The 23,090-nt window shown below is 48.5% G+C and carries 23 protein-coding genes; 6 read left to right on the top strand and 17 right to left on the bottom strand.

From position 1 onward, the window contains the following. Positions 1 to 28: 28 nt before the first annotated feature. The 16 genes from ACVA6Q_RS19665 to ACVA6Q_RS19740 form a co-directional block, all read right to left on the bottom strand. On the bottom strand, positions 29 to 1,036 hold the full coding sequence (locus tag ACVA6Q_RS19665; RefSeq protein WP_446648648.1) for a hypothetical protein: 1,008 nt from the start codon (positions 1,034 to 1,036) through the stop codon (positions 29 to 31). Between the two features lie 56 nt (positions 1,037 to 1,092). After that, positions 1,093 to 2,097, bottom strand: coding sequence for a FliG C-terminal domain-containing protein (locus tag ACVA6Q_RS19670; RefSeq protein WP_446648649.1), 1,005 nt, complete (start codon positions 2,095 to 2,097; stop codon positions 1,093 to 1,095). A 42-nt stretch (positions 2,098 to 2,139) separates the two neighbouring features. Further along, positions 2,140 to 3,813, bottom strand: coding sequence for a flagellar basal-body MS-ring/collar protein FliF (fliF, locus tag ACVA6Q_RS19675; protein WP_446648650.1), 1,674 nt, complete (start codon positions 3,811 to 3,813; stop codon positions 2,140 to 2,142). A gap of 14 nt (positions 3,814 to 3,827) precedes the next feature. Continuing rightward, positions 3,828 to 4,205, bottom strand: coding sequence for a flagellar hook-basal body complex protein FliE (locus ACVA6Q_RS19680; protein ID WP_446648651.1), 378 nt, complete (start codon positions 4,203 to 4,205; stop codon positions 3,828 to 3,830). Positions 4,206 to 4,253: 48 nt separating this feature from the next. After that, entirely contained in the window at positions 4,254 to 5,102 is an 849-nt protein-coding gene (locus tag ACVA6Q_RS19685) for an OmpA family protein (RefSeq protein ID WP_446648652.1), read from the bottom strand. 25 nt (positions 5,103 to 5,127) lie between these two features. Next, the gene (flgL, locus tag ACVA6Q_RS19690) at positions 5,128 to 6,009 is read right to left on the bottom strand and encodes a flagellar hook-associated protein FlgL (protein WP_446648653.1); all 882 of its coding nucleotides are present in this window, start codon (positions 6,007 to 6,009) and stop codon (positions 5,128 to 5,130) included. Positions 6,010 to 6,020: 11 nt separating this feature from the next. Then, the gene (gene flgK / locus ACVA6Q_RS19695; protein ID WP_446648654.1) at positions 6,021 to 7,415 is read right to left on the bottom strand and encodes a flagellar hook-associated protein FlgK; all 1,395 of its coding nucleotides are present in this window, start codon (positions 7,413 to 7,415) and stop codon (positions 6,021 to 6,023) included. Beyond that, positions 7,415 to 8,059 (bottom strand): rod-binding protein, encoded by a 645-nt coding sequence (locus ACVA6Q_RS19700; protein WP_446648655.1) that lies wholly within the window; start codon positions 8,057 to 8,059, stop codon positions 7,415 to 7,417. Before ACVA6Q_RS19700 ends, flgK begins: the two co-directional genes overlap by 1 nt. After that, entirely contained in the window at positions 8,056 to 9,123 is a 1,068-nt protein-coding gene (locus tag ACVA6Q_RS19705; RefSeq protein ID WP_446648672.1) for a flagellar basal body P-ring protein FlgI, read from the bottom strand. Before ACVA6Q_RS19705 ends, ACVA6Q_RS19700 begins: the two co-directional genes overlap by 4 nt. 89 nt (positions 9,124 to 9,212) lie before the next feature. Next, positions 9,213 to 9,953: a flagellar basal body L-ring protein FlgH gene (gene flgH, locus ACVA6Q_RS19710; protein ID WP_112462312.1), complete on the bottom strand. Its 741-nt coding sequence runs from the start codon at positions 9,951 to 9,953 to the stop codon at positions 9,213 to 9,215. Positions 9,954 to 10,005: 52 nt separating this feature from the next. After that, positions 10,006 to 10,791, bottom strand: a complete 786-nt coding sequence (flgG, locus tag ACVA6Q_RS19715; RefSeq protein ID WP_338163767.1) for a flagellar basal-body rod protein FlgG — start codon at positions 10,789 to 10,791, stop codon at positions 10,006 to 10,008. An 11-nt stretch (positions 10,792 to 10,802) separates the two neighbouring features. Further along, a complete protein-coding gene (locus ACVA6Q_RS19720) occupies positions 10,803 to 11,537 on the bottom strand; it encodes a flagellar hook-basal body complex protein (protein ID WP_446648656.1) in 735 nt (244 codons plus the stop codon). A 4-nt stretch (positions 11,538 to 11,541) separates the two neighbouring features. Next, on the bottom strand, positions 11,542 to 12,789 hold the full coding sequence (gene flgE, locus ACVA6Q_RS19725; RefSeq protein WP_446648657.1) for a flagellar hook protein FlgE: 1,248 nt from the start codon (positions 12,787 to 12,789) through the stop codon (positions 11,542 to 11,544). A 154-nt stretch (positions 12,790 to 12,943) separates the two neighbouring features. Further along, the gene (locus ACVA6Q_RS19730) at positions 12,944 to 13,612 is read right to left on the bottom strand and encodes a flagellar hook capping FlgD N-terminal domain-containing protein (protein WP_446648658.1); all 669 of its coding nucleotides are present in this window, start codon (positions 13,610 to 13,612) and stop codon (positions 12,944 to 12,946) included. A 45-nt stretch (positions 13,613 to 13,657) separates the two neighbouring features. After that, positions 13,658 to 14,110, bottom strand: a complete 453-nt coding sequence (flgC, locus tag ACVA6Q_RS19735; protein WP_446648659.1) for a flagellar basal body rod protein FlgC — start codon at positions 14,108 to 14,110, stop codon at positions 13,658 to 13,660. Between the two features lie 214 nt (positions 14,111 to 14,324). Beyond that, on the bottom strand, positions 14,325 to 14,672 hold the full coding sequence (locus ACVA6Q_RS19740; RefSeq protein WP_112462335.1) for a flagellar basal body protein: 348 nt from the start codon (positions 14,670 to 14,672) through the stop codon (positions 14,325 to 14,327). A 193-nt stretch (positions 14,673 to 14,865) separates the two neighbouring features. On the opposite strand from ACVA6Q_RS19740, the gene ACVA6Q_RS19745 reads away from it, so the two are divergent. From ACVA6Q_RS19745 to flhB, 6 genes are read left to right on the top strand one after another with little or no spacing between them, the layout of a single operon-like run. Next, positions 14,866 to 15,627: a FliM/FliN family flagellar motor C-terminal domain-containing protein gene (locus ACVA6Q_RS19745; RefSeq protein ID WP_446648660.1), complete on the top strand. Its 762-nt coding sequence runs from the start codon at positions 14,866 to 14,868 to the stop codon at positions 15,625 to 15,627. Continuing rightward, the gene (locus ACVA6Q_RS19750) at positions 15,620 to 16,009 is read left to right on the top strand and encodes a FliM/FliN family flagellar motor switch protein (RefSeq protein WP_353498098.1); all 390 of its coding nucleotides are present in this window, start codon (positions 15,620 to 15,622) and stop codon (positions 16,007 to 16,009) included. Before ACVA6Q_RS19745 ends, ACVA6Q_RS19750 begins: the two co-directional genes overlap by 8 nt. A 22-nt stretch (positions 16,010 to 16,031) precedes the next feature. After that, positions 16,032 to 16,775, top strand: coding sequence for a flagellar type III secretion system pore protein FliP (gene fliP / locus ACVA6Q_RS19755; protein ID WP_446648673.1), 744 nt, complete (start codon positions 16,032 to 16,034; stop codon positions 16,773 to 16,775). After that, the gene (gene fliQ / locus ACVA6Q_RS19760) at positions 16,772 to 17,041 is read left to right on the top strand and encodes a flagellar biosynthesis protein FliQ (RefSeq protein ID WP_042498934.1); all 270 of its coding nucleotides are present in this window, start codon (positions 16,772 to 16,774) and stop codon (positions 17,039 to 17,041) included. Before fliP ends, fliQ begins: the two co-directional genes overlap by 4 nt. A 4-nt stretch (positions 17,042 to 17,045) precedes the next feature. Further along, entirely contained in the window at positions 17,046 to 17,825 is a 780-nt protein-coding gene (gene fliR, locus ACVA6Q_RS19765) for a flagellar biosynthetic protein FliR (protein WP_446648661.1), read from the top strand. Further along, positions 17,818 to 18,966, top strand: a complete 1,149-nt coding sequence (gene flhB, locus ACVA6Q_RS19770) for a flagellar biosynthesis protein FlhB (RefSeq protein ID WP_446648662.1) — start codon at positions 17,818 to 17,820, stop codon at positions 18,964 to 18,966. Before fliR ends, flhB begins: the two co-directional genes overlap by 8 nt. On the opposite strand, the gene fdhF is transcribed toward flhB, so the two are convergent. Next, the gene (fdhF, locus tag ACVA6Q_RS19775; protein ID WP_446648663.1) at positions 18,947 to 23,062 is read right to left on the bottom strand and encodes a formate dehydrogenase subunit alpha; all 4,116 of its coding nucleotides are present in this window, start codon (positions 23,060 to 23,062) and stop codon (positions 18,947 to 18,949) included. The genes flhB and fdhF overlap by 20 nt on opposite strands. Between the last annotated feature and the right edge of the window lie 28 nt (positions 23,063 to 23,090).

A 23,090-nucleotide genomic window follows, 5' to 3' on the forward strand; every position in this document is an offset into this window, starting at 1 on the left:
GCTATAACGGCAACAAATCAGACCCATTTCAGTTTTTTCTCAATAGCTTGATGACATTGTCACGGCTTGGTCCTTGAAAACTATCGTGAATAGAGCGCAGTGACTTTTGAGGACTTTCTGCCACCTGCTGTTTGAAACTGCCAATGTCTCTTAACTCCGGATGAGAGCAAAACGCAATCAATTGATTGGCTCTCTCTTTCTTGAACTTAAGCACTTTTGAAAGCGCCAAATACATTTTGTTTACCCGCTCCAACACTCGCTCGATTTGCGCCAACGCACCGGACTCATTGACCATCAATTGGGTGATGTTCTCTACGACAGGTTGCAGCGTATTCACTGCAACAGCGATCGGTGCACCTTCGGCATAACGCCCGCCCTGACCGGAGACAAAAACCTGGCCATCCCACTTGCGCCAATCGCTGTCAGTCATGCCAATCACTAGCTCTTGGTTTTGATTCAATCGCAGTTGCAGCTTGGCAAACGCAAACATCATTTTGAACTGCTCTAGGAGTACCTCGCGATCTTCGGTACGTTCGAAGGCCAGCGCGACCAAACGATGGTTGATGTAGAGTGATACCACTTCATCTCGATAGCGCTCTCTATCCATATCAAGACCTGGCACAGTAAACTCAATCAGTGGCGCATCAACCTGCACTGGCGCAAACGTCGAATCCAACACATGGCGGCCAAACAACTGCTTGTTATTCCACGACATGACGTTTTTTTTAATCACATCAATTTGGTTGGCCTGCGAGGGTGTATATTGCGGCAGCTCAGCTAAACGCTTGAGTTTGAGTAGCTCACTAGCCGACTTTCGAAGTGCCTCTCCTGCCAGGATTAGCTGGCTATAGCCTTTGTGCGACTCCGACACTTCGGCAATCAGCTTTGGGCGCTCATGTAGGTTGAGGTGAACCATTTGCTGACCAAGCACCACCGAGCGATTTGGTCGATTTTCTAGTTTTTCTGGTCGACGAATACGCCCTGCCGTTGCTGAGCTTACCTCTGATTTGCGCAATCCTATGCCGGTTAACTTCATAGCCTTTCCTTAGCTTTGTCTTAGATTTTTCTCAAAAACCATTAGATAAAAGCCCACTAAGTGAGCCTTGGTTCATTCGCAAAGTTGAGTTTGATTTCCCCTTCAGCCTGCAGCTCTTTGACAATATCAATGATGGCTTTACGAGCTTGCTCAACCTGACTCACAGGCACCGCACCGATACGCACTAGGTTCTCTTTTAGCTCGGTGGAGACTCGCTGTGGCATGGAGTTAATGATGTAAAGACGACATTCCTTGTTAGTGCCTTTCAAGGCAAAAGCCCACTGCTCTAAACTCACTCTCTCGTTTATGACGTTGATGGTTTCAAGATCTTGGTTAAACAGGGTAAAGAAATCGAACATGGCTTCTTCCACCAGCTCGGCGGTCTGCTTGTCTTTATCGTGAAGATACTCAAACAGCTCATTTTTATTGCCTGAATAACGGTTAATGAGATTGGCGACGACTTTCGAGCCTTGAAGGCTGGATGACCCACCGCTGTGATAGTTAATTTTGCAACGGTCGATTAAGTCTTTAAGGGTTTCCATCAGTCCAGAGGTCAACACCTGTGTTTTGGATATCTGCAAGATCAATTCATGGCACTCTTTCTCAGCGTATTCGTCCATCACTCGGCCGCTGTACTCTAGCGGCAAGTGGGCAATCAAAAGCGCTTGTAAATTGATGTGCTCTTTTCGTAGGTCGTTGACGAGTAGCTCCGGTGGTATCCAAGCCAGTTTCTCTGCATGTGAGCGAATTTCATCACCGTAGATTTCAGAGACCAAATCACGCGCCAAATTCCCATTGAGGGTTTTCTCAAGCACATTGGTGATGTAGTTTCGTGTCCCGCCTAAAATGCCAGAGTGCTTACGAAAATCATCAAAGAAGCCATTCAAAGAGACCATGGCATCGGCCGCTTTGATGTCTTGCATTTTACTCATGGAATGGGTGATCTGTTTGATCTCCTCGTGAGTGAATCCCTTGAGCACTTCGGCGCCAATATCTTCGCCCATGCTCAGCACGAGCATCGCGACGCCATCCACTGATTGATAGGTTTGCTTGTCATCCATGTTGGCTCACCTTATTCATTAAACGTTTAATAGAAGATTGTCCTAGGCTTGGATCCAGGTGCGTAAAATTTCCGCCACTCGGTTTGGATCCTCTTTGGCAATTAACTTCAAATGTTGGATTTGTACTTCTAAAGGACTGTCGGCAGAAGGCAGATTGTCATCCAGCGCCCTTATCCCTGTGGCATCAATACCGAGCGCTTCCAATTTGGACTGCATCGCCGCTTCTGCATCACGCTCTTCTTTGGTAATGAGGGTGTCGTAGTCCATGCTTTCCGCGTCTTGCTCTTCACGTTCAGCCGACTTGGTGAGGTATTGCGCCAGAGGTTTCAGTACCACCATGATCATCAAGCCGCTGAGCATCACGCCCAGCAAATATTTAAGGGGCTGCATGATGTTCATATTCTCAAACCAGGGCACTTGCGCTTGCTCTGGTATAGCGGCAACCACAAAAGGAAAATGAGTGATATGAATGTTATCGCCCCGCTGGGCATCAAAGCCGATGGCTGAGCGCACGACGTTCTCAATATTTCCGAGCTCTTCCGGTGTCCAAGTTTGGCTTGGGTTAGCCATATCATTGACCACCACCGACACAGAAAGCTTATTGAGTACCCCTTGTTGGTGCTGGACATGGCGAATCTTGCCGCTCACAGCGTAGTCGCGGGAGGTTTCACTTCGATTGACCGTTGAATTAGGGTCAGGTTGTTCTTCCGCGTCAGTAACCGGCGGGGTATTACTTAACGCGCCCGGAATCCCCAGCGCCATAGAGGACTCGTTGACGTCATTAAGTAAGGTTTCTTTGCGCACAACTGGGTCGGCATAGATTTCTTCGGTTTCTTCTATTTTGGAAAAGTCGATGTCGCTGGCAATCTGTACCCGGAAGTTGCTAACGCCAAGAATAGGGGTGAGCATATCGGTCGCTTGAGCGACTAAGGTGCGCTCGACATTACGTTTATAGTCGGTTTGTTTACCCGATGTGACAGTAATATCGCCAACGGTGGCATCGTTGGAGAGTAAACGGCCGTGTTGATCAACCACTCGTACGTGTTCAGATTTAAGACCAATCACCGCGCCAGACACCAAATTGATGACGGACTCCACTTGTGTCGGCTTCAAGTCCATCCCATTGATGATATGCACAATGACCGAAGCTCTGGGCTGCTCTGCTTCTTCACGCATAAACAAGCTTTCTTTGGGGATTGCCAAATGTACTCGAGCCAAACTTACCGCGCTCATGGTGGTAATACTGCGCGCTAACTCCCCTTCAAGGGCATGTCGATAACGAGCATTTTCCATGAACTGGCTTTCGCCAAGCCCCTTGCTGCTATCTAAAGAATCAAAGCCACTTGGCAGTTGCTCCTTCAAGCCTTTCGATGCCAACACCATACGAATTTTAGCGACATCACGCTCTGGTACCAGGATTTGCCCATCATCTTGACTTAGTTGATAACGTATCGCTTCTTCATCCAGCATTTGTAAGATTTGGCTAGAGTCATAGTTGGATGACTTGCTGTAGAGCGGGCGAAACCGCTCAGTTGACGTCCACAGCATAATAACGATGATGGCGGCAGTAATTGTCGCAAAAATAGTGATGATGATGACGTTACGCTGCGAGCTCTGCCAAAAGCTCGATAGCCAGCCCGATGCTTTGCCAAGGCGCTCTTTCGCTGCCCCTAAATTGTTAGCAAGCGCGGGCTTGTTCTCCACCTCTGTTGCCATATGCAGTCCCTAGCCTAAATGGGCATTTTGATGATGCTTTCGAAATTCGACACCATCTTGTTGCGCACCTGCATCAGTGCATTAAATGACAAGCCCGCTTTTTGCGACGCAATGGTCGCACCCAATAAGTCATCGCTGTGTCCAAGCTCTACGGCGGTCACTCGCTCTGATGCGTGTTGCTGGTAGGTGTTCACGGTATCCAGTACCCCTTTCAGCGCTTTACCAAAATGCAGGCTATTGTCTATCGCCGAGCTCTCTGTAACCTTTGCCACCGACGTCGAGCTTGGGACATTGACGTTAGGCGTAGAGAGCGGATTGGCTGCAATCGTTGAATGCTGAGCCATCTTTTCCAGCATCTCTTGCTGAAACGCTATCACATTGATTTTGTCCATCTAGTCTCCAACTTCCTTGTGAGGCAACGGTATCAAACTGTCGCGTGTCTATTTTCGTACCAAGCGAATTTCCACTCGGCGATTTTTATCACGCCCCTCTGGGGTCGCATTATCGTATTTAGGGTAGCGATCGCCGTGACCACGGATCTCTATCATCGATTTGGAAACGCCATTTTCAACGAACCACTCAGCAACATCTGACCCCCTCTGTTTTGAGATCTGTAAATTGGCCACTGAGTCCCCTGAGTTGTCGGTGTAACCATCAATAAGTACTCTGACGATTTTGTTATCACGCTTAATGAGAGCGCTGATGTCATTGATGATCTGCTTTTGGGTCGCGGTAAGCTGAGTCGAACCACGAGCAAACAACAACTCAACTTGGCGAGCGTGCTGAAAATTCACTGGCGGCAAGGCAAAACGACACTGATTAAACTCACTCAATGCTCGATTAAAATGTGTGGTCGGGAAATAGACATCAAAGTCCATCGCATTAACGTTAAACCATGCACCGCCAGCCATGTCGGCCAGAAGCAAGTCAGCACCATCTCGCGTCACCAGCCGTGTTCCACGCTGACGTACATTCTCTATGGTGGTGGTCGAATAAGATTTGGCGATCCCCCACACAGGTTCCGTGGTGTTAAAAGACGTCGATTTCGGCAGAGCACGCACGCCGCGTTTCTCAACTCCGACTTCCAACGGCTGGGATGCGACCAAAGAAAACTGCACTCGAAATCCCGTATGGGGATCGCTTGCCGCCAGTATGCAACGGTCAACACCGGACTCGAACTGCCACTGCACCGCATCAAAAGGCACAATGTACTTTTGAGCAAGACCCATACTTGGCCAAATCAACAGGCCAATCATGGTGAGGTGAGTAAACAAAGCCAGACGTTTCATCGCTTCCCCTAAGTCAAATCAAATGCTAAATCAGATCAAACAGTGAGATACCTGAGACTCGCGCAAAGGTTTTTTGCGTTGCTTCAAGAGCAATCATGCCTTGATTCAACTCTGTCGATGCTCCGGCATAGTCCAGCTCTTCCAAACTGGTGGTCACCGTTTCAGCAAAAAACACCATATCGATGCTGGTCTCTTTCTGCCTATCTAATGAATTGTACTGACTACCAATATCCGTCAAAGATTGCAGCAAGGTCTGGTGCACCTGTTGATTACTGTTCAACGCCGTATCGAGCGCAGTTTCAAATCCAGCGGTGGCTGAATCAAGCTCAGCAATCGCCGCATCGAGATCAGTAAAAATGGCATTGCTTCCTATCACATCGGCAATAGTAAAGTTGCTGTTCACATATAGATCATCACCCACTTTGGTTTGGCGATAATCTCCGTTGGCGTTGAAGACATAGCTGACCGTATCAATCGCCGGGTTGAAAATGTCGGTACCAGAGAACAAATAACTGCCATCGTTCTTTTGATTGAGCGTGGTTAGCATCTCCGCCTTAAGAGAATTCAGCTCCAATACAATCCCCGCTCGACTCTCCGTATCTAACGTGCCGTTTTTACCCTGCAACAATAGCTCGTTAACTTGCTGAGACAGCTCTTCAAGCGTGTTGATGTTGGTTTCATAACGGGTCAACTGCGACTGAACATTCTCAATGTTGCGTTGATACTGCTGGTTATCAGAGATGTTCTTTTTCAATCCCTCAAGGCGCACTGCAGCAATGGGATCATCAGAAAGGTGATTAAGCTTTTTGCCAGTAGACATCTGCTCAAACACTCGATTGAGGCGAATATTATTATCCATTAATGCGCGCTGCATGATGGAGTTAAACTGTGAGTCGGTCACACGCATAAACGCTCTCCCTAGAAGGCTTGCAATAAGGTTTGAAACATTTGATTCGCCGTACTTATCACCTTCATATTGGCTTCGTACGCATTGAGATAGAGCAGCATGTTGGCGGCCTCTTCATCGGAGTTAACCGCACTAACGCTGTCTCTTATCACTTGGGCATCATCTAAACTGATTTGCGCGGCCGCCGATTCACTTTCAGCTTGGCGGGTAAATATACCAATGTCGCCCAAAAGCCCTGAGTACGCGCTATACAGTGTTTTCCCTGTGACAGAGCCAATGCTTAGACTCTTTTGCGACAACATGGAAAGCTCGGTAAGCTTGCTGCCATCTCCGGGCGCATTTGGGTTTGCGGCAAAGGCAAGCTTCTCCGGTGTCAGGTTGGGATTGATAGCAATTGAGGATGCTTCACTACCTGGGGTGACAATAAATAGATCGCTATCAGGGCTATTGAGCTGAGTTCCATCGAGTACATAACCACCATCAAGCACGGTGTTGACCTCTGTGCTTAGCGCACTCGCCATATCGTCCAATAGCGCTTTTATGGGTTCATATTGTTCGGTTTTTAGTGCGGCAATCGCGCCCATCTCGCCGCCTAAAGAGGCATCGACCGGGGTAAGCATCGACTGAAATTGAATATTAAGATCGGTGCTGTAGGGATCGCCGCTACTCAAATCACGTTCCAGCGTCGCAGAGTAACCGTTAATGACCATTGGCTGTCCATTGGGTGTAGACACCTCAACGCCACCAGACTCTAAATAGATAACCTGAATGTCCACCGACTTAGCTAACTCATTAAGATGTTTATCCATCGAATCTTGAAGCCCTGACACACTCTTTCCGAGCAGCGCATCTTCTTGCAGCTGGGTATTGAGTTTGGCGATGCTTTCTAGTTGACTGTTCACATTGGTGACCAAGGCACCATAGCGCTCACTTTGTGCCGCTTGCTGCTGATTTAACTGTGTAGAGACAGCGTTAAACTGCTGCGCCAGCGCACTGGCGTTCGTCAATACTTGCTGGCGAAACGCCAAACTCTCCGGGGACACGCTGGCTTCATCAATGGCGGCGAAAAAGTTGTTTAGCCCAGAGGTCAAACTTAAGCCTTCGGCGCCAAGCATGTTTTCCAGGTTCGATAAACCCTCAAAGTAGGTTTGACTGTACTGGGCAAGCTCATTCGATTCGCGCAGGCGATTAATACTCGACTGCTCAGCAATTCGAATCACACTGCCCACTTCAACCCCGCCACCAAGGTTAATACCATTGACGAAGTTTCCAGACGACGTGGCATTAAAACTAACGATCTGCCGACTATAACCAGGCGTGTTCACGTTCGCGGTATTCTGTGCCGTGGTGTTGAGTGCGACTCGATTGGCAAGCACACCCGAAAGTCCAATGTTGACCATGCCCATTAGCGCAGTCCTCCAAGATTAGTGACCGTATGTAGCGCAGCGCTATGATGTGCATCTGCTCGCGCTTGTTCGTTGCTTGTATTCAAGAGGGAGCGCGCTTGATTGGCGCCATCAGTGGGCACTCGTGATGCCAGCTGCTGATAAATCATTTCCGCGAGACCAAATTGAGACTGGCGACTGATAGTTTGTGCAAGCTGCGCATCTAGCATGCCTTGAAACAGGTTTGACGATTTGGTGGAAAGTGGGTTGTCTTCATTACTCAAGGCTTCACTGGCAGCACGCATGCGCTTAAGCATAGACTGGATAAACAGCGCTTCGAACTGCTGCGCCGCTGCCATCAAACCCTGTTGACTGTTGTCGTATTTAAGTGAGGTCAGAGATTGCTGATCGAGATAAAACGATTTATCCGACACCGAAGAACTAGGCTCTTGAGAGGTGCCAGTTATTGCCTGGTTGGTTTTTTCTGCTGGCTTGGCTTCAATCTGCTTGACGATGTCGACAAACGCCTCGTTGTTATTTTTAAGCAGTTCGATGGGTTGCAACAAAGGTCGCGCCGCATTGGAAGACACCTTCACATCATGATTTGCAAAAGCATCCAGCACCGAGCTTTTATGGATAATCGCGAGGGCATTAGAATCAATCATATCACCACCAATTCCCCGTTAATCGCACCAACTTCGTCCAGCGCCTGTAAGATCTGCATTAACGCTTCTGGCGTCGCGCCAATGTTGTTAATCGCATCGACGATCTCTTGCAAATTGGTGCCTGGTGGCCAAACCATGGTGGTGCCATCATCTTCATCTACGGCAATTTGAGTGTTTTGCACAATAGCGGTTTCGCCTGCGGTATTAAACGCCCCACCAGGTTGCGAGACTGACTCAGATTCCAAAACCGTTACGGTAATACCGCCTTGGCTTACTGCCGCTTCACTGACCGTAACACGCTGGCTTATCACCACAGTACCGGTGCGTGAGTTGAACACCACTTTCGGTGACTTACGACCTTCTTCTATTTCCAGCTCTTGGATCATGGCAACAAACATCACCCTATCTTCACTGTCGATGGGCGCGGATATTTCCACCTGGCCTTTATTGAGCGCTTTAGCCACCTGACCACCAAAGGTTTGGTTAATGGCCTTAGAGATGTTCAGCGCAGTCTCATAATTTGGGTGTCTCAGTTGCAAACGAATCGTTGGGTCACGATCGACTCCCGTAGAAATAGCGCGCTCCAACGTCGCACCATTGGGTATACGTCCAACTGTTGGCGTATTGCGAGTCACGCTGGTGCCATTTTCGCCCGTCGCATTGAAGCCACCAACGACCAGACTGCCCTGAGCCACGGCATAAACCTCCCCATCAATACCTCGAAGGGGAGTCAAAAGCAGTGTTCCGCCGCGTAGACTTTTGGCATCACCTAATGAAGATACGGTCACAGAGACCAACTGACCCGGCCCCATATGCGGCTCAATAACAGCAGTAACGCTCACTGCCGCGACGTTTTTCAGTTTCGGGTTGGTTGAATCATCGAGCTGTACCCCGAATTGCTTGATCATATTCACCACTGATTGCTGGGTGAATTTAACTTGAGATTTGTCCCCAGAGCCATCCAGCCCTACAACTAAGCCATAGCCAATGAGCTGGTTTTGTCTGTCTCCATACACATCAGCCACTTCTGAAATCGGGCGCGCAGCGAGCGTTTCCATGGTCATCAGAAGCAGTGCTAGTATTCCCAACCAGCGGACGACTCTCGCCAAAAGGCAAGACATGGAACGTGAAGATAGCCTATCTGTCATATTCATTAGAATGGCATCCATGGTGAGGTAAAGAACTGAGTCAACCAACCTGCGGTATTACTGTCGGCAAACGCACCGCGCCCAGCATAAGTAATACGAGCATCGGCAATGCGCTGTGACGACAAGGTATTGTCTGCTTGGATATCATCCACTCGAACGTTACCTGTCAGTCGGATGTATTCATCCCCTTGATTGAGCTTGAGCCACTTTTCACCGCGCACTCTCAGCACCCCATTTGGCAGCACATCGTACACTGTTACTGTAATAGAACCGGTCAGGCGGTTACCTTGAGTCGATGCGGCTGCGCCATCAAAGTCACGGGAAGCTTCCAGTGATGCTGCGCCTTCAGCGTAAGTCGTTGAGCCTAAGGTTGGAGCGGCAACAGCAACATTGGACTCTTTGCCAAACTGAGTGGAGGCACTTTTATCCGACTCGGTCTTCTCGTCTAACACCACTGTCAAAATGTCTCCAATTCGGTAAGCTCTACGATCTTGAAACAGCGTCATCGCGGTTTTTCCCGTATATAAACTGCCTTTACTGACACGGGTCACCTGATAATCCAGATCTGGCGGAGCGTAAGCCTCATCATCAGGAGATGGAGGGATAAACTCTTGCTGACGACCCGCGCAGCCTGATAGGTTGATCACCAACAGCGCCACCACCGCCAGAAAATAAATGGCGCCGATTGCATGTCGCTTCTCTATCACGCCGGATGTCTTGGGCGCTTGCTCGTCTTGCTTAGCCATACATCCCCCTACCTCGATACTGCCGCTCTGCTCAATGCTGCTGGTCTATGTGTTAAGACTGCTGTGCGATGTATTGCAGCATTTCATCTGCCGCACTGACCATCTTGGCGCTCATTTCGTAAGCACGCTGTGTTGCAATCATGTCGACCATCTCCTCGACAACTTGCACATTGGATCCCTCTAACGCCCCCTGCTTGAGCTGACCTGAGCCCTCTGTCCCCGCCACCAGTTCTACTGCTTCGCCAGAGCCCTCAGTTTCAGCAAACAAATTACCGCCCTGCGCAGCAAGACCGGCGGGATTCATAAACTTCACTATGGTAATTTGCCCAAGTGCTTCTGGATTTACCTGACCCGGAATGGTTGCTGTCGCCACGCCATCAGCGGTAATGCTGACTAAGGTCGCTTCTGGCGGCACGACAATTTCTGGGATTAACGGGTAGCCTTGAGTGTTGACTAGCTGGCCGTCTGAGTTAGTGTGAAATTGACCATTTCGGGTATAGAGCAGCTCACCATCTGAGTTTTCAATTTGGAAGAAACCATCACCCAAAATAGCGATATCGAATTGTTGGTTGGTGTTTTGAACATTGCCTTGGGTAAAGACTTTTTCAGTACCGACCACACGAACACCATTACCCAGTTGTATCCCTGTTGGGTGTTCATTGAGCTCAGTGGTTTCAGTGCCCGCTTGTTTGTCGACGCTATAAAACAAGTCTTCAAACACCACGCGGTCACGTTTAAACCCTACCGTGTTGATGTTGGCAAGGTTGTTGGAAATCGCGGTCATCTTGGCATCTTGTGCCGCCATCCCAGTTTTTGATATCCATAATGCGCTGTGCATAACAGCCTTCCTTAAGCTTTAAGTAGCTTGTTTCCAATTTGAGCAATTTCGTCCGCCGACGCCATCACTTCAATTTGCATCTCATACTGGCGAGTGAGTGACATAATGCTCACCAACTCTTCCAAGCTGGAGACGTTACTGGCCTCCAAATATCCCGATCGAACCTGAACGGTAAAATCCTCACCGAGCTCGTCACCGCTTTTTGCCACAAAGTGGCCACTGGCGTGCATGGTCATTTGCTCATATTCTGGCTTCACCAATTTCAATGCGCCCACTTCCAGCGATGCTTCACCGCCAATTGGCGTAACAGAGACCAATCCGTTGCTGCTGATAGACACAAATTCAAAATCTGGCAGCACCATAGGCCCTTCGGTTGACATCACACGTCGCCCTCCGAGATAAAGCTGCCCTTGACCATCGAGGCGAAAGTTCCCCGCCCTGCTATAGAGCTCCGCCGGTTCATTCTCCAAACCTTCAAGGGTAAAAAAGCCGTCACCATTTATAGACACATCAAGCGGCCTGTCAGTGCGAATATCTTCCCCTTGGCTAAAGTTGTTCACGGCAGAATTGGTGCGTGAGGTTACCGAGGTTAAAAAGCCAGAACCATCAAGACGCATAGGTGTAGAGTGCTCCATCAAAGCTTTAAAGCCTATGGTGTCGGCGTGAGAAAGATTATTGGCACGCACGTGCTGAGCGAGCATAGTTCGCTCAGCACCTTTCGCGGCGCTAAACAGTATGGGGTTCATAATTTTACACCACGTTGAATAGTGCTTGAGTCAACTGATCTGACGTCGAGATAGACTTGGTGTTGGCTTGATAGTTGCGCTGGGCTGTCATCAATGCCACCAGCTCAGAGGTGAGATCCACATTTGACCCCTCCAGTGCCCCTGAGGTTAAATCGCCAAATACGCCACTACCGGCCGTACCGAGAACCGGAGTTCCGGAACTAAAGCTTTGCAGCCAAGCGGTATCACTGGTTTTAATCAAGTTTTGAGGCGAGGCAAAGTTCGCTAGCACAACCTGACCCTGAAGCTGAGATTGACCATTGGTGTAAGTCGCATAAATCTTGCCATCGTTTTCCATACGAACGCTGGCATAGTCGCCAGAGGTATAGCCATTCGGGCTGTTCTTAGATACCACAAAGTCACTGCCGTATTGGGTGATATTGGCAAGACTGACGTTGATATTGAGGTTGTTAGCAACAGGGGCAAGAGTGACCGGAATGTTATATCCACCGTCGGCAGTCAGTGTATTACTACCGGCGGCTAAATCTAACGTGCCATCACTACCAAAAACCACGGTTTCAACGTCTGCTGCATCTGCTACGCCACTACCATCGAGATCGGCTTGCACCCCGTCGACATAAACATAGAGATTCCATTCATTAGTATTGGCCGTTTTGACAAAATACTGGCTCACTGTGTGAGGGTTACCTAATGAATCAAATACAGGAGTTGTGTAAGAATGGTTGTAGCTATTGGAATCGGTTGGGTCAAACGTACCGCTGGTAGGCACACTCTCTCTTGCATCGAGATTAGCCACAAAATCAATGCTATCTGTCGCTTTAGCTTGCAATGACGCGGTACTAATTTGCACCGTGCCGACAGAGCCCAACATTAAATTGTTGTTAGCATCGACCGAATACCCTTTGAGCGCAGCACCATTGTTGGCCATGATCTGCCCATCCGCATTCATGTTAAAAATCCCTGAACGGGTATAAAGGGTTTGTCCTTTGTTGTCTTCGAGCACAAAAAAGCCATTGCCGCTTAAAGCCATATCTAAGGAACGACCTGTCCCCGTTACTGTGCCACTTTTCTCGAAGTTTTGTGAAACACCCACCACTTCAACACCGCCCGCTTCGCTACCACTGTACACAGAGGCAAACTCGGTGCGTGACTCTTTAAAGCCTGTGGTTGATACATTAGCAATGTTGTTTGAGATGGTATTGAGCTCTGAGTTAGAAGCGTTTAACCCACTCAATGCAATACTAAAACTCATAATGTCATCCTCTTCATTCCATAAAGAGGCTATCTCCTGGCTCTAAGTCCATAGGAGTACGACAGCCGTCATCTTACCTAATCGAGCGCGAAAAAAAGGTGCGCAAAAACGTTAACTAAACAGCGAAAATTACCAGTAGCCGCGCGGCAGTTCATCAATTCTGCGCAAACGCCGCTACTTCATAAAAGGCTACTTTGCCGATACCTTGCACCTGCAACTGACTGGCGCCATCAAGTGCCGGCGTGGTCACTTGTTCTACCACACCGTGCTGGAAAATCGTTGGTGAATAATTTTGACCGCTGTCTACACTCACTCGCATTTGATAGCGGCCATTAAGCTGATGCTGGTCGGCATCGATGGTAAAGCCCACCTTACCCGCCGACTTTGAACCAAGCGGTATCACGGTCACATTGCCAGTACTATCTAACAGCTCAATCGTCACAGTGTTCGACGGTGCTAACAGCTCAATGTAACCTTGATTGCTGCTGCCAGGGCTCATCTCTAGCTGATCACTGCGCACAGTGACATTTTTATCCACCAAGTTTGCTGTGCTGAGCACCTGTAAGTTGTCCAACATCGCCGTGTTGGACTGCATCAATTGCACCAAATTCTCGGTGCTCTCAACCTGTGAGAACTGCGCCAACTGAGCAACATACTCAGTCCCATCCGTTGGGTTGAGGGGATCTTGATTCTCAATTTGCGCCACCATTAAGGTGATGAACTCGTTTTTTAACGCCTCACCACTGTTTGGATTAACTTGCGGTGCGGCGCTTGATGCGGACACAACGCTGTTGACCTGAGCTGCCCCTGATATCGTAGCCATGTTTTGCCTACCTACTTAATTTGCTGGTTGCTATTAGAACAGCGATCAGTTACGCCACAATCCAAGCAAGGATTGCTGCATCGACTTGGCATTGCCTAGCACTTCCACGCTCGCCTCAAAGCTACGCGTTGCGGACATCATATCTGCCATTTCATTGACCACATTAATCCCTGAGTAATACACATACCCTTGGTCATTCGACAGAGGATTGTCTGGCTCGAATCGCTCCTCGGTGACCGAGGGTACTTCAATCACATCAGCGACCCGAATTGGCACAATACCTTGGTGACTGCCCTGAAGGCGCCCCTGATGAAGCGACTGAGTCGCATCAAATTGGTTGTAGATGGATGAGAAGATAGGCTTTAGCGGTTTGTAGACCTTAGCGGGATCGCCCGACACCGAGTCTGCATTCGCCAAGTTACTGGAGATGGTATTAAGCCGAACGGTCTGAGCCGTCATTGCTGACCCAGCCGTCTCATATATTCCGAAAAAAGACATAGTATCCCTACTCTAGTTAGCCAATTTCACTCATTGTTGACGTTGTTATGTATTTTTCTCTGGCTGTAGGTGCAAAACATGACACCCACTTGGATTATTTCCACACTCTTTGGTGTTTCGCAAATTGTTGTTTTGTAAATTGGTGCTTTATAAATTAGTTCCTAATGAAACATCCCGCCGTGTAATTCTGTCGATTTGAATGACAGCCCAATCGCTACTGGCCTTTAATCGCGGTCTTCAAACCATTAATTTTCGATTGTAAAAACGCGAGGCTCTGATGATAGTCCATTACGTTTTTCGCAAACCGTGCTTGCTCTGCCTCTAACTCGACAGTGTTACCATCACGAGTCCGTTGAACCGGTATTCGATACAGCATTTGGCTATCAATTTGCCAGGTTTTTCCAGTACCTATGCCAGACATGATGGCATCAAACGAGACATCAACGGCCTTATAATTTGGGGTATCAACGTTGGCGATGTTCGAGCTCAGTACAGAGGCTCTGTCTAACCTAAACTGCACCATTTGGGGATGTATCCCCAGCGCCTGATCCAAATCAATCATGTTCATTCCTCACAGTACCAATGCCCCTTGATGTCTCCACTTTAAGCCTCGCTGCCGTCAGATAAATCGCTAGAGCAATCACTCCGAACTTAAATTATATAAATTTGAAATGGAAACCCTTTAACCTATAGTTAATGTTAATTGTCGTGTCAAACTTGAGAACCAACCCAAAAACATAAAAGGAAAACTTGACATGGATAGAATTTTATATACCGAATTTGGAAATCCAAACGTCAAAATGCGCAAGTTTTTACTCAAACATACCAACCATTTTTCTAATGAAGTGATTGACTTATTCAAGTTCAACTTCGCTGGAAAAAACACCAAAGTGACGTTTGCTGAAGCAAGCCATTATCCTGAAGAATCGGTGAAGGCGGTGCTCAACATCGAAGAGTTTGGCAATATTTTTTTCTATATCGAGCCGCAAAACTTAGACCTGTTACTGCACAAGCACCTCAATAGCGATGAACAAACAAAAATAACCGCCCAATCTATTGCGGACTTAACACAGACTCACAATCGCTTGTTCCAAAAGTTTTCCATGGCACTTGCCAACATCATGACGGCTGACGCCAAACACTACCTACTCGACAACACTGAACACGAGCCGTCCAACGTTGGGGTCAACATTGTTTTTCGTGTCGATCATCAAGAGATAGCGATCACCATCATGATCGACGATCGCTATGTGAAGAAGCTACGGGAAATGCTCGGCAACAATGAAACCTTCGATAGAGACGAGATCCTCAACACCCTACGCTACCAACCTGTTGAGCTAGGTTGTGTGCTGTTAACGGGTCAGTGCACCTTGCACGAGCTGTCAAAATTGGCACCGGGTGATGTACTGCCTTTAACGCTATGTAAAAACCTCACCATCAAGGTCAACGGACATCCGACCTTTTTTGGCAAACTGCAAACCATAGACTCAGAGCTGGGAGTGAAGATCGATGGCTGAAAACAAACCAACGCGAGACCTCGACGTCTCCATCGAAGACATGAACCTACAAGATGAACTGCCTGATCTCGACGATTTAGATTTGGATCTTGACGATCTCGAAGACGAAGAACTGCATACCAGCGAGAGTTCGCCGGCAAGCAGTGTGAACCTGCTAAAAAGTATTCCGGTCGATATCACCGTTGAGGTTGCTCGTAAGACTCTGATCTTGGATGAGCTGCTCAACCTCAAATCAGGCAGTGTTGTTATGCTAGAGAAACACGAAGGCGATCCTGTGGATATTAAAATTAACGGCACCTCTTTTGGCACCGGTGAGATCGTGTCTAAAAATGGCCAGTATGGTGTCAGGCTGCTTAGCATTATTAAAAAGCCAAGTCAGTAGGTAAGCGCTCATGACACGATCAATGCGAATCGCACTAAGGTTGGTTGGTTGTTCAATGCTTCTAATGCCCTACCTCGCGAACGCCGAAGGGCTGACCATTTTAACCGAGACTCAAGGTGACGATGGCACAGAATACAGCGTGAAACTGCAAATTCTGATCCTGATGACTCTGCTAAGTTTCGTGCCTGCGTTTGTCATCATGTGTACCAGCTTCACTCGCATCGTGATTGTGCTTGCCATTCTTCGTCAAGCTCTGGGCTTGCAGCAAACCCCGCCCAATCAAGTGCTGGTCGGCATTGCGCTCATTTTTACCCTGCTCATCATGCGCCCGGTATGGACAAAAATCTACGACGACGCCTACGTGCCCTATAGCAATGGCGAAGCTACCTTGATTCAAGCACTCAAAACCGCCGAGAAGCCGCTGCGGCGCTATATGCTCGACCAAACTCAGCGCAAAGCGCTAGAGCAAGTCACCAAGATCGCTGGTGAAACCAAAATCGCTGACGAGGAAGCCATCCCTTTTCTTATTCTTTTGCCTGCCTATTTGCTCAGCGAACTCAAAGTGGCCTTTCAGATAGGCTTTATGTTGTTTTTGCCATTTCTAGTCATCGACCTTGTCGTTGCTTCGGTATTGATGTCGATGGGGATGATGATGCTATCGCCGTTAATCGTCTCACTGCCCTTCAAGCTGCTGGTATTTGTGATTGTAGATGGCTGGGGATTGCTCATGGGAAGCCTTGCAAACAGCTTTTGGGTGAGCACATGAGTCCGGAGCAAGCCGTTACTTTAGTCGGTCACGCCATTAGTGTTATTTTGCTTATGGTATCGGTGTTAATTTTACCCAGCCTCGTGGTCGGTCTCGTAGTGGCTATCTTTCAAGCTGTTACTCAAGTCAACGAGCAAACCCTAAGCTTTTTACCCCGTTTGCTGGTTACCTTATTGACCATTATTTTGGCTGGGCATTGGTTGGTACAGGAGATCACCGACTTATTTATGTTCATCTTTACTGCCATTCCTACTGAGGTAGGGTGATGCCATGGTCATCACGTTTACCGAAATCACGCAATGGCTTGGGTTGATTTGGTGGCCATTTGTGCGCTTAACGGGTCTGTTTGTGATTGCACCCTTTTTCGGCGACAAAGCGATACCGATGCGAGTGAAAATTTTGTTCGCATTTGTATTCTCATTGCTACTCGCTCCCATGATCGACACGGTTCCCCCTTTCAACCCATTCTCCATTGACGCGATTATCTTCACGCTTTACCAATTGATCTTTGGGTTTCTCATCGGCTTTGCGGTGATGATTTTCTTCACCATCTTCTCAATAGCTGGGCAAGCGATATCCATGCAAATGGGGCTGGCAATGGCGATTATGAACGACCCAGCCAATGGGGTAAGCATCGCGATTATCGGTCGAATTATGTTTATCACTGCGATGCTGCTATTTCTATCCATCGATGGTCATCTTATTGTGTTGCTGCAACTTAAAAACAGCTTCACCCACTGGCCACTCGACTCTCTGTTTCCCTTTACCAGCATCGACTATGTTCTCAAAATGGTGTCGTGGATGTTCGCAACCGGGCTGCTAGTGGCCGCCCCAGCGATTGTTGTCATGCTACTCAGTAACATCACCTTTGGATTAATGAATAAGGCAGCACCAGCGCTTAACGTCTTCGCCCTTGGCTTTCCGATGACTATGTTACTGGGGCTCTTTGCCATGATGGCGTCGCTGACTGGGATTGGTGATCATTACTTTGAATTGGCACTGGAGCTTAATCGACACCTCAATTACATCTTGAGGCTTCCGAATGGCTGATAATCAGGACAGCGGTGACAAAAGTGAACTGCCCAGCCAGCACAAGTTGGCTAAGGCACGTCGGGAAGGTCAGATCCCCAGAGCTAAAGACTTTGTCTCCTCACTCACGCTAGTTGTCGTTGTCGCCTATTACGTATTGAACATAGATAGACTTGGGCAAACTTTGATTGAGCTGTTTTTGATTTGCTATGAATTCGATATCAGTATCATTGGCCAGTTTCATCTGCTTATTGAGCTAGTCGGCAAAGCACTGTTTGCGATGATCATGCTGTTCTTTCCTCTGTTGATCTACCAGCTCATTAGCGCAATTTTAGGCTCAACACTATTGGGAGGCTGGGTGTACAGTCCGACTCTGCTGGCACCGAAGCTTGAGCGCATCAGCCCGCTCAAAGGACTGAAACGCATCTTCTCGACCCAGTCTGTGGTCGAGCTGATAAAAAATACGGTAAAGGTGTCGCTGTTTTTCGCCATCCTCTATTGGGTCATCAATCAGTACATGGCTGTGATTACCGGCCTTGTTAGCGCGCCGTTTGATAATGTGCTCGCGACTGTAAGCTCAATTACTGTCGAGTATTTGGGCTATTTACTGCTACTGATTTTACTGTTTGGACTGATTGATTTTCCCTATCAACGCCATGAGTTCACCAAGCAAATGAAAATGACTAAGCAAGAGGTAAAAGATGAGCACAAAGAGCAAGAAGGGCGACCCGAGGTAAAAGCGCGTATTCGGCAGATCCAAACACAGAATGCCAAACGAGGTGCCAACGAGCGAGTGCCGAACGCCAGTGTCGTACTGACTAACCCAACCCACTATAGCGTGGCACTTGTCTACGACCTCTCCCAAGCCGAAGCACCCTTTGTCGTTGCGAAAGGAAAAAACGATGTAGCAGTATACATACGTGAACTCGCGGCAAAGCATCAAGTTGAAGTCGTGCAAAGCCCAGAACTGACCCGAGCTATCTATCACACCACGCAAATCGATCAAATGGTGCCCAATCAACTGTTCGTTGCCGTGGCGCACATTCTTACCTACGTCAATCAGCTAAAAGCATGGCGCCAAGGGCAAAGAAGCAAGCCCAATGGCTTGCCTCCTTTCGATATCCCAAAAACTTGGAGTGATACTACATCGCCGCCTGAGTGACCCGCTCCAATCTGACTGCCGATACCTTAAACTCGGGTATTTTGGCGTGAGGATCGGTTGCCGTATTAGTGAGTTTATTAGCCGCCGATTCAGCAAAATGGAAGGGAACAAACACCACGCCTTGTTGCATACGTTTGGTCACAAACGCTGGTGCAGAGATCTCCCCACGGCGCGATACTAGCTTAACTGGCTCACCATTCGCGACACCCATCTCTTCTGCATCTTCAACGCTAATCATGATGCGGGGCCCGGCAAGGTTATCCAACCCTTTGGTTTTTCGCGTCATGGTTCCGGTATGGAACTGTTCAAGTAAGCGACCTGTAGTAAGTATCATTGGAAACTCTTTGTCCGGCAGTTCAGCCGCATATTCAAATGGGATTGCCGCCATAGCACCTTTACCACGAATAAACTGGTCTTGGTGCATAATGCGAGTACCAAATGGCTTAACGTTATTACACGGCCACTGCAATCCATTTTTACCCACCGACTGCCAGCGAATACCGTGGTATTGCGGCGTCACATCAGCGATCTCTTCAGTGATGTCCTGAACCGACTCATATTGCCAATCGCTACCCATCGCATTAGCGATAGATTGGATAATTTGCCAATCTTCACGCGCCTCGCCCGGGGCTTGTACAGCCGGTACCAAACGTTGTACTCGTCGTTCGGTATTGGTGAAGTGCCCCGCTTTTTCGGCAAAGGAATAGGAAGGCAATACGACATCGGCTAGCTGCGCGGTCTCGGTGAGGAAGATATCTTGCACTATCAAGAAGTCCAAAGATTTTAAACCATGCACCGCGTGTGCTTGATCTGGGTCGCTCAGTACTGGGTTCTCACCCATCACGTACAAGGCTTTGATGTCGCCATCACAGGCTCCATCGATGATCTCTGTCAGCGTCTTACCGCGCTCGGTTGGCAGGTTGTCACTGTTCCATACTTTGGCAAACTTCGCTTGCACCTCTGGATCGGTGACTTTTTGATAGCCTGGGAAATCGGTTGGCAGCGCCCCCATATCACAAGAGCCTTGTACGTTTGATTGACCACGAAGCGGGTTAATACCGCCCCCTTCAACGCCAACATTGCCACAGAGCATTTGCAAGTTAGCAATGGAACGTACATTGTCATGACCCGTTGTGTGCTGAGTGATGCCCATCGAATAAAACACAGATGTTACTTTAGCAGTACCGATAAGTTCGGCAACACGCTCAATATCAAACGCGGCCACACCGGTAATGAGCGCCGCATTTTCTGGGCTGTAGTCTGGTTTTCGGATTTCAGTGACAAACGATTCATACCCCTCGGTGCGTTCATCGATAAACGCTTGATCGTGCCAGCCATTTTTGTCGATAACATGCATGATGGCATTGAGTAGCATCACATCTGTTCCGGGGCGATGGCGTACATAGAGCTCTGCGTGGTCAGCCATATCAATGCGTTTCGGATCCGCGACAAGAAGGCGAGCACCACCAGCAATCGCCTGTTTGATGTGTGACGCAATGATTGGGTGCGCTGCACTGGTATCAGAGCCGATGATAAAAATGACGTCAGAGTGCGCAATACTTGGAATATCATTGGTCATTGCACCACTACCAAATGAGGCTTCAAGGCCGGTCACCGTCGATGAGTGACAAAGCCTTGCACAGTGGTCAATGTTGTTGGTACCCAGCTCTCGTCTAAACAGTTTTTGAAACGCGTAGTTATCTTCGTTGGTGGTTTTAGCTGATGAGAACCCGGCTAGACTGTCACTGCCATACATCGACTTAATCTTGGTCAGTTTGTCCGCCACGTAACTAATGGTTTCATCCCAAGACGCTGGCACAAGCTCACCAGCTTTTCTGATCAGAGGCGTGGTTAATCTTTCATCGCTATGAATGAAATCAAAACCAAATCGACCTTTCACGCATAGCATACCTTGATTGACCGGCGACGTAGGGTCACCTTTCACATAGCGAATTTTGTTGTTAGCCGCATCAACATACATTTCAACGCGGCAACCCACGCCGCAATAGGTACAGATGGTTTTGACTGGCGTCAGCATTTCTACACGGCTGTGAGATTTGTCTCGTTTATCCACCAGCGCCCCTGTTGGACATACCTGAACACAAGCACCGCATTGAACGCAGTTGCTGTCCCCCATTGTGGCGCCATCTGGGAAGGCGGGTCTATGTGCGGATTCAGAGAAGTTTAAAATGCCATGTACTGATTCAGTCTGACAAGCATGCACACACGAACCACAACTAATACAGCGGTTAGCATCGAACACAATAAACTCACTGGATTTGTCCACCGGGAACATCTTGCGATCTTCGGTATCAATTTCTCGATAATCCACCTGATATTCACTGGCATAATCGCGTAAATCACATTGAGTGTTCGCCTGACAGCCACATTCTAAGCAGCGAGCAGCTTCTGCGATTGCGTCCGCATCGGTCATTCCCAGTTCCACTTCTTGATAACTGGTTTGGCACAGTTCAACATCGAGGTGAGTCGCTTTGGCTCTCGACTTGGCGCGCTCTTGCAAATACTCCGCTTGGCGAACTTCGGTTAATCGCTCAGCTTTTCGGCTATTAAACGGCGCAGGTTCCGGTTTAAAATGCCCTTCGAGAATGTAGCGCTCAATGGCGTCGGCGGCTTTTTTACCATCGGCAATGGCTTCAATGGCCGTCGCAGGGCCGCGCCTAAAATCACCGATGCTATAGACGTTGTAGCCATGGTGCATGGAATCACCATCGGCGGATGCCGTTCCCCAATCGGTCAACGGGAGAGATTGGCGGGCAGTTTTTAGGAACTCCACATCCGGCTTTTGTGATAAAGCAGAAATAACGGTATCAAACTCAAGAGTCTGGGTTTCACCAGTAGACACTGGGCGACGGCGCCCTGAACTATCAGGTTCGCCCAACGCCATAACTTCCAGCTCAATGGCCTTAACTCTACCCTTTTCATCAGCCACGTTGCTCTTGGGGTTGGTTAGGAACTTGAACTTCACGCCTTCAAGTTCAGCCGCTTCAATTTCATGCAGCTCGGCAGGCATTTCATTGCGAGTACGACGATAAATAATCGTGGTGTCTGCCCCCTCACGGATAGCGGTACGCGCACAGTCTATCGCAGTATTGCCGCCACCAATCACCGCCACTTTACGACCCATGGTAAAGTGCTTGTCGGTCATATGATCTTTAAGATAATCAACACCAAGAATACAGCCATCCAAATCTGAGCCTGGATAAGGCATGTTCACCGCTTTGGTTGCGCCAACAGCAAGGCAAACCGCTTCATAATTGGCGGTCAGATCATCAAGAGTGACGTCTTTGCCAAGCACAGTGTTGGTTCGAATTTGCATCCCACCTCGACACATCAGCTCAATTTCTTTGTCTAGGATATCTTTAGGCAGACGGTATTCTGGGATCCCGTAACGCAGCCAACCGCCCGCTTGCGGCATAGATTCAAACACATCGACAGCGAAACCTTGGTAACTGAGATAGTAACCACAAGCTAGACCACCAGGGCCAGCACCAACGATGGCGACTCGATGGCCGTTGTAAGGCAGCTTTGGTGGCTCGAACTGTTCCGCAAGGGATAAGTCAATATCGGCAGCGTGGCGCTTAAGCTGACGAATGGCCAGCGGCTCATCGACTAAGCTTCGGCGACATTCGTGCTCACAAAACGCAGGGCAAACTCGACCTATGGAGATGGGCATAGGCAGTGTGTCTTTGATGACTTTCACTGCTTGATGATGATCGGCCTCGGCGATGTGATAGAGGTAAGTTTGAATATCAACATTCGCAGGACAAGCGACTTTGCATGGCGCTTCACAATCGGCATTGTGGTCCGCGAATATTTTATTGAGCGCTTGACGGCGCAATGTGTTGAGTTGGGTGGATTCGGTAACGATGGTCATCCCATCTTGCACTTGGGTTTCACAAGCTTTGACCACCCCTTGGCCGACAACTTCGACCACACACATGTCGCACGATTGTTTCTCTGCATGCTTGCTGATTGAGCACAGTGACGGAACATCCACTTTGATATCTTTGGCCACATCAAGAATGCTCTTGCTGTCACGCAGTAGGTAAGACTGACCATTGATAATTACATTCATAGAGCTATCTCTTTTTAGACAGATGGTT

Source organism: Vibrio sp. DNB22_10_4 (assembly GCF_052879755.1).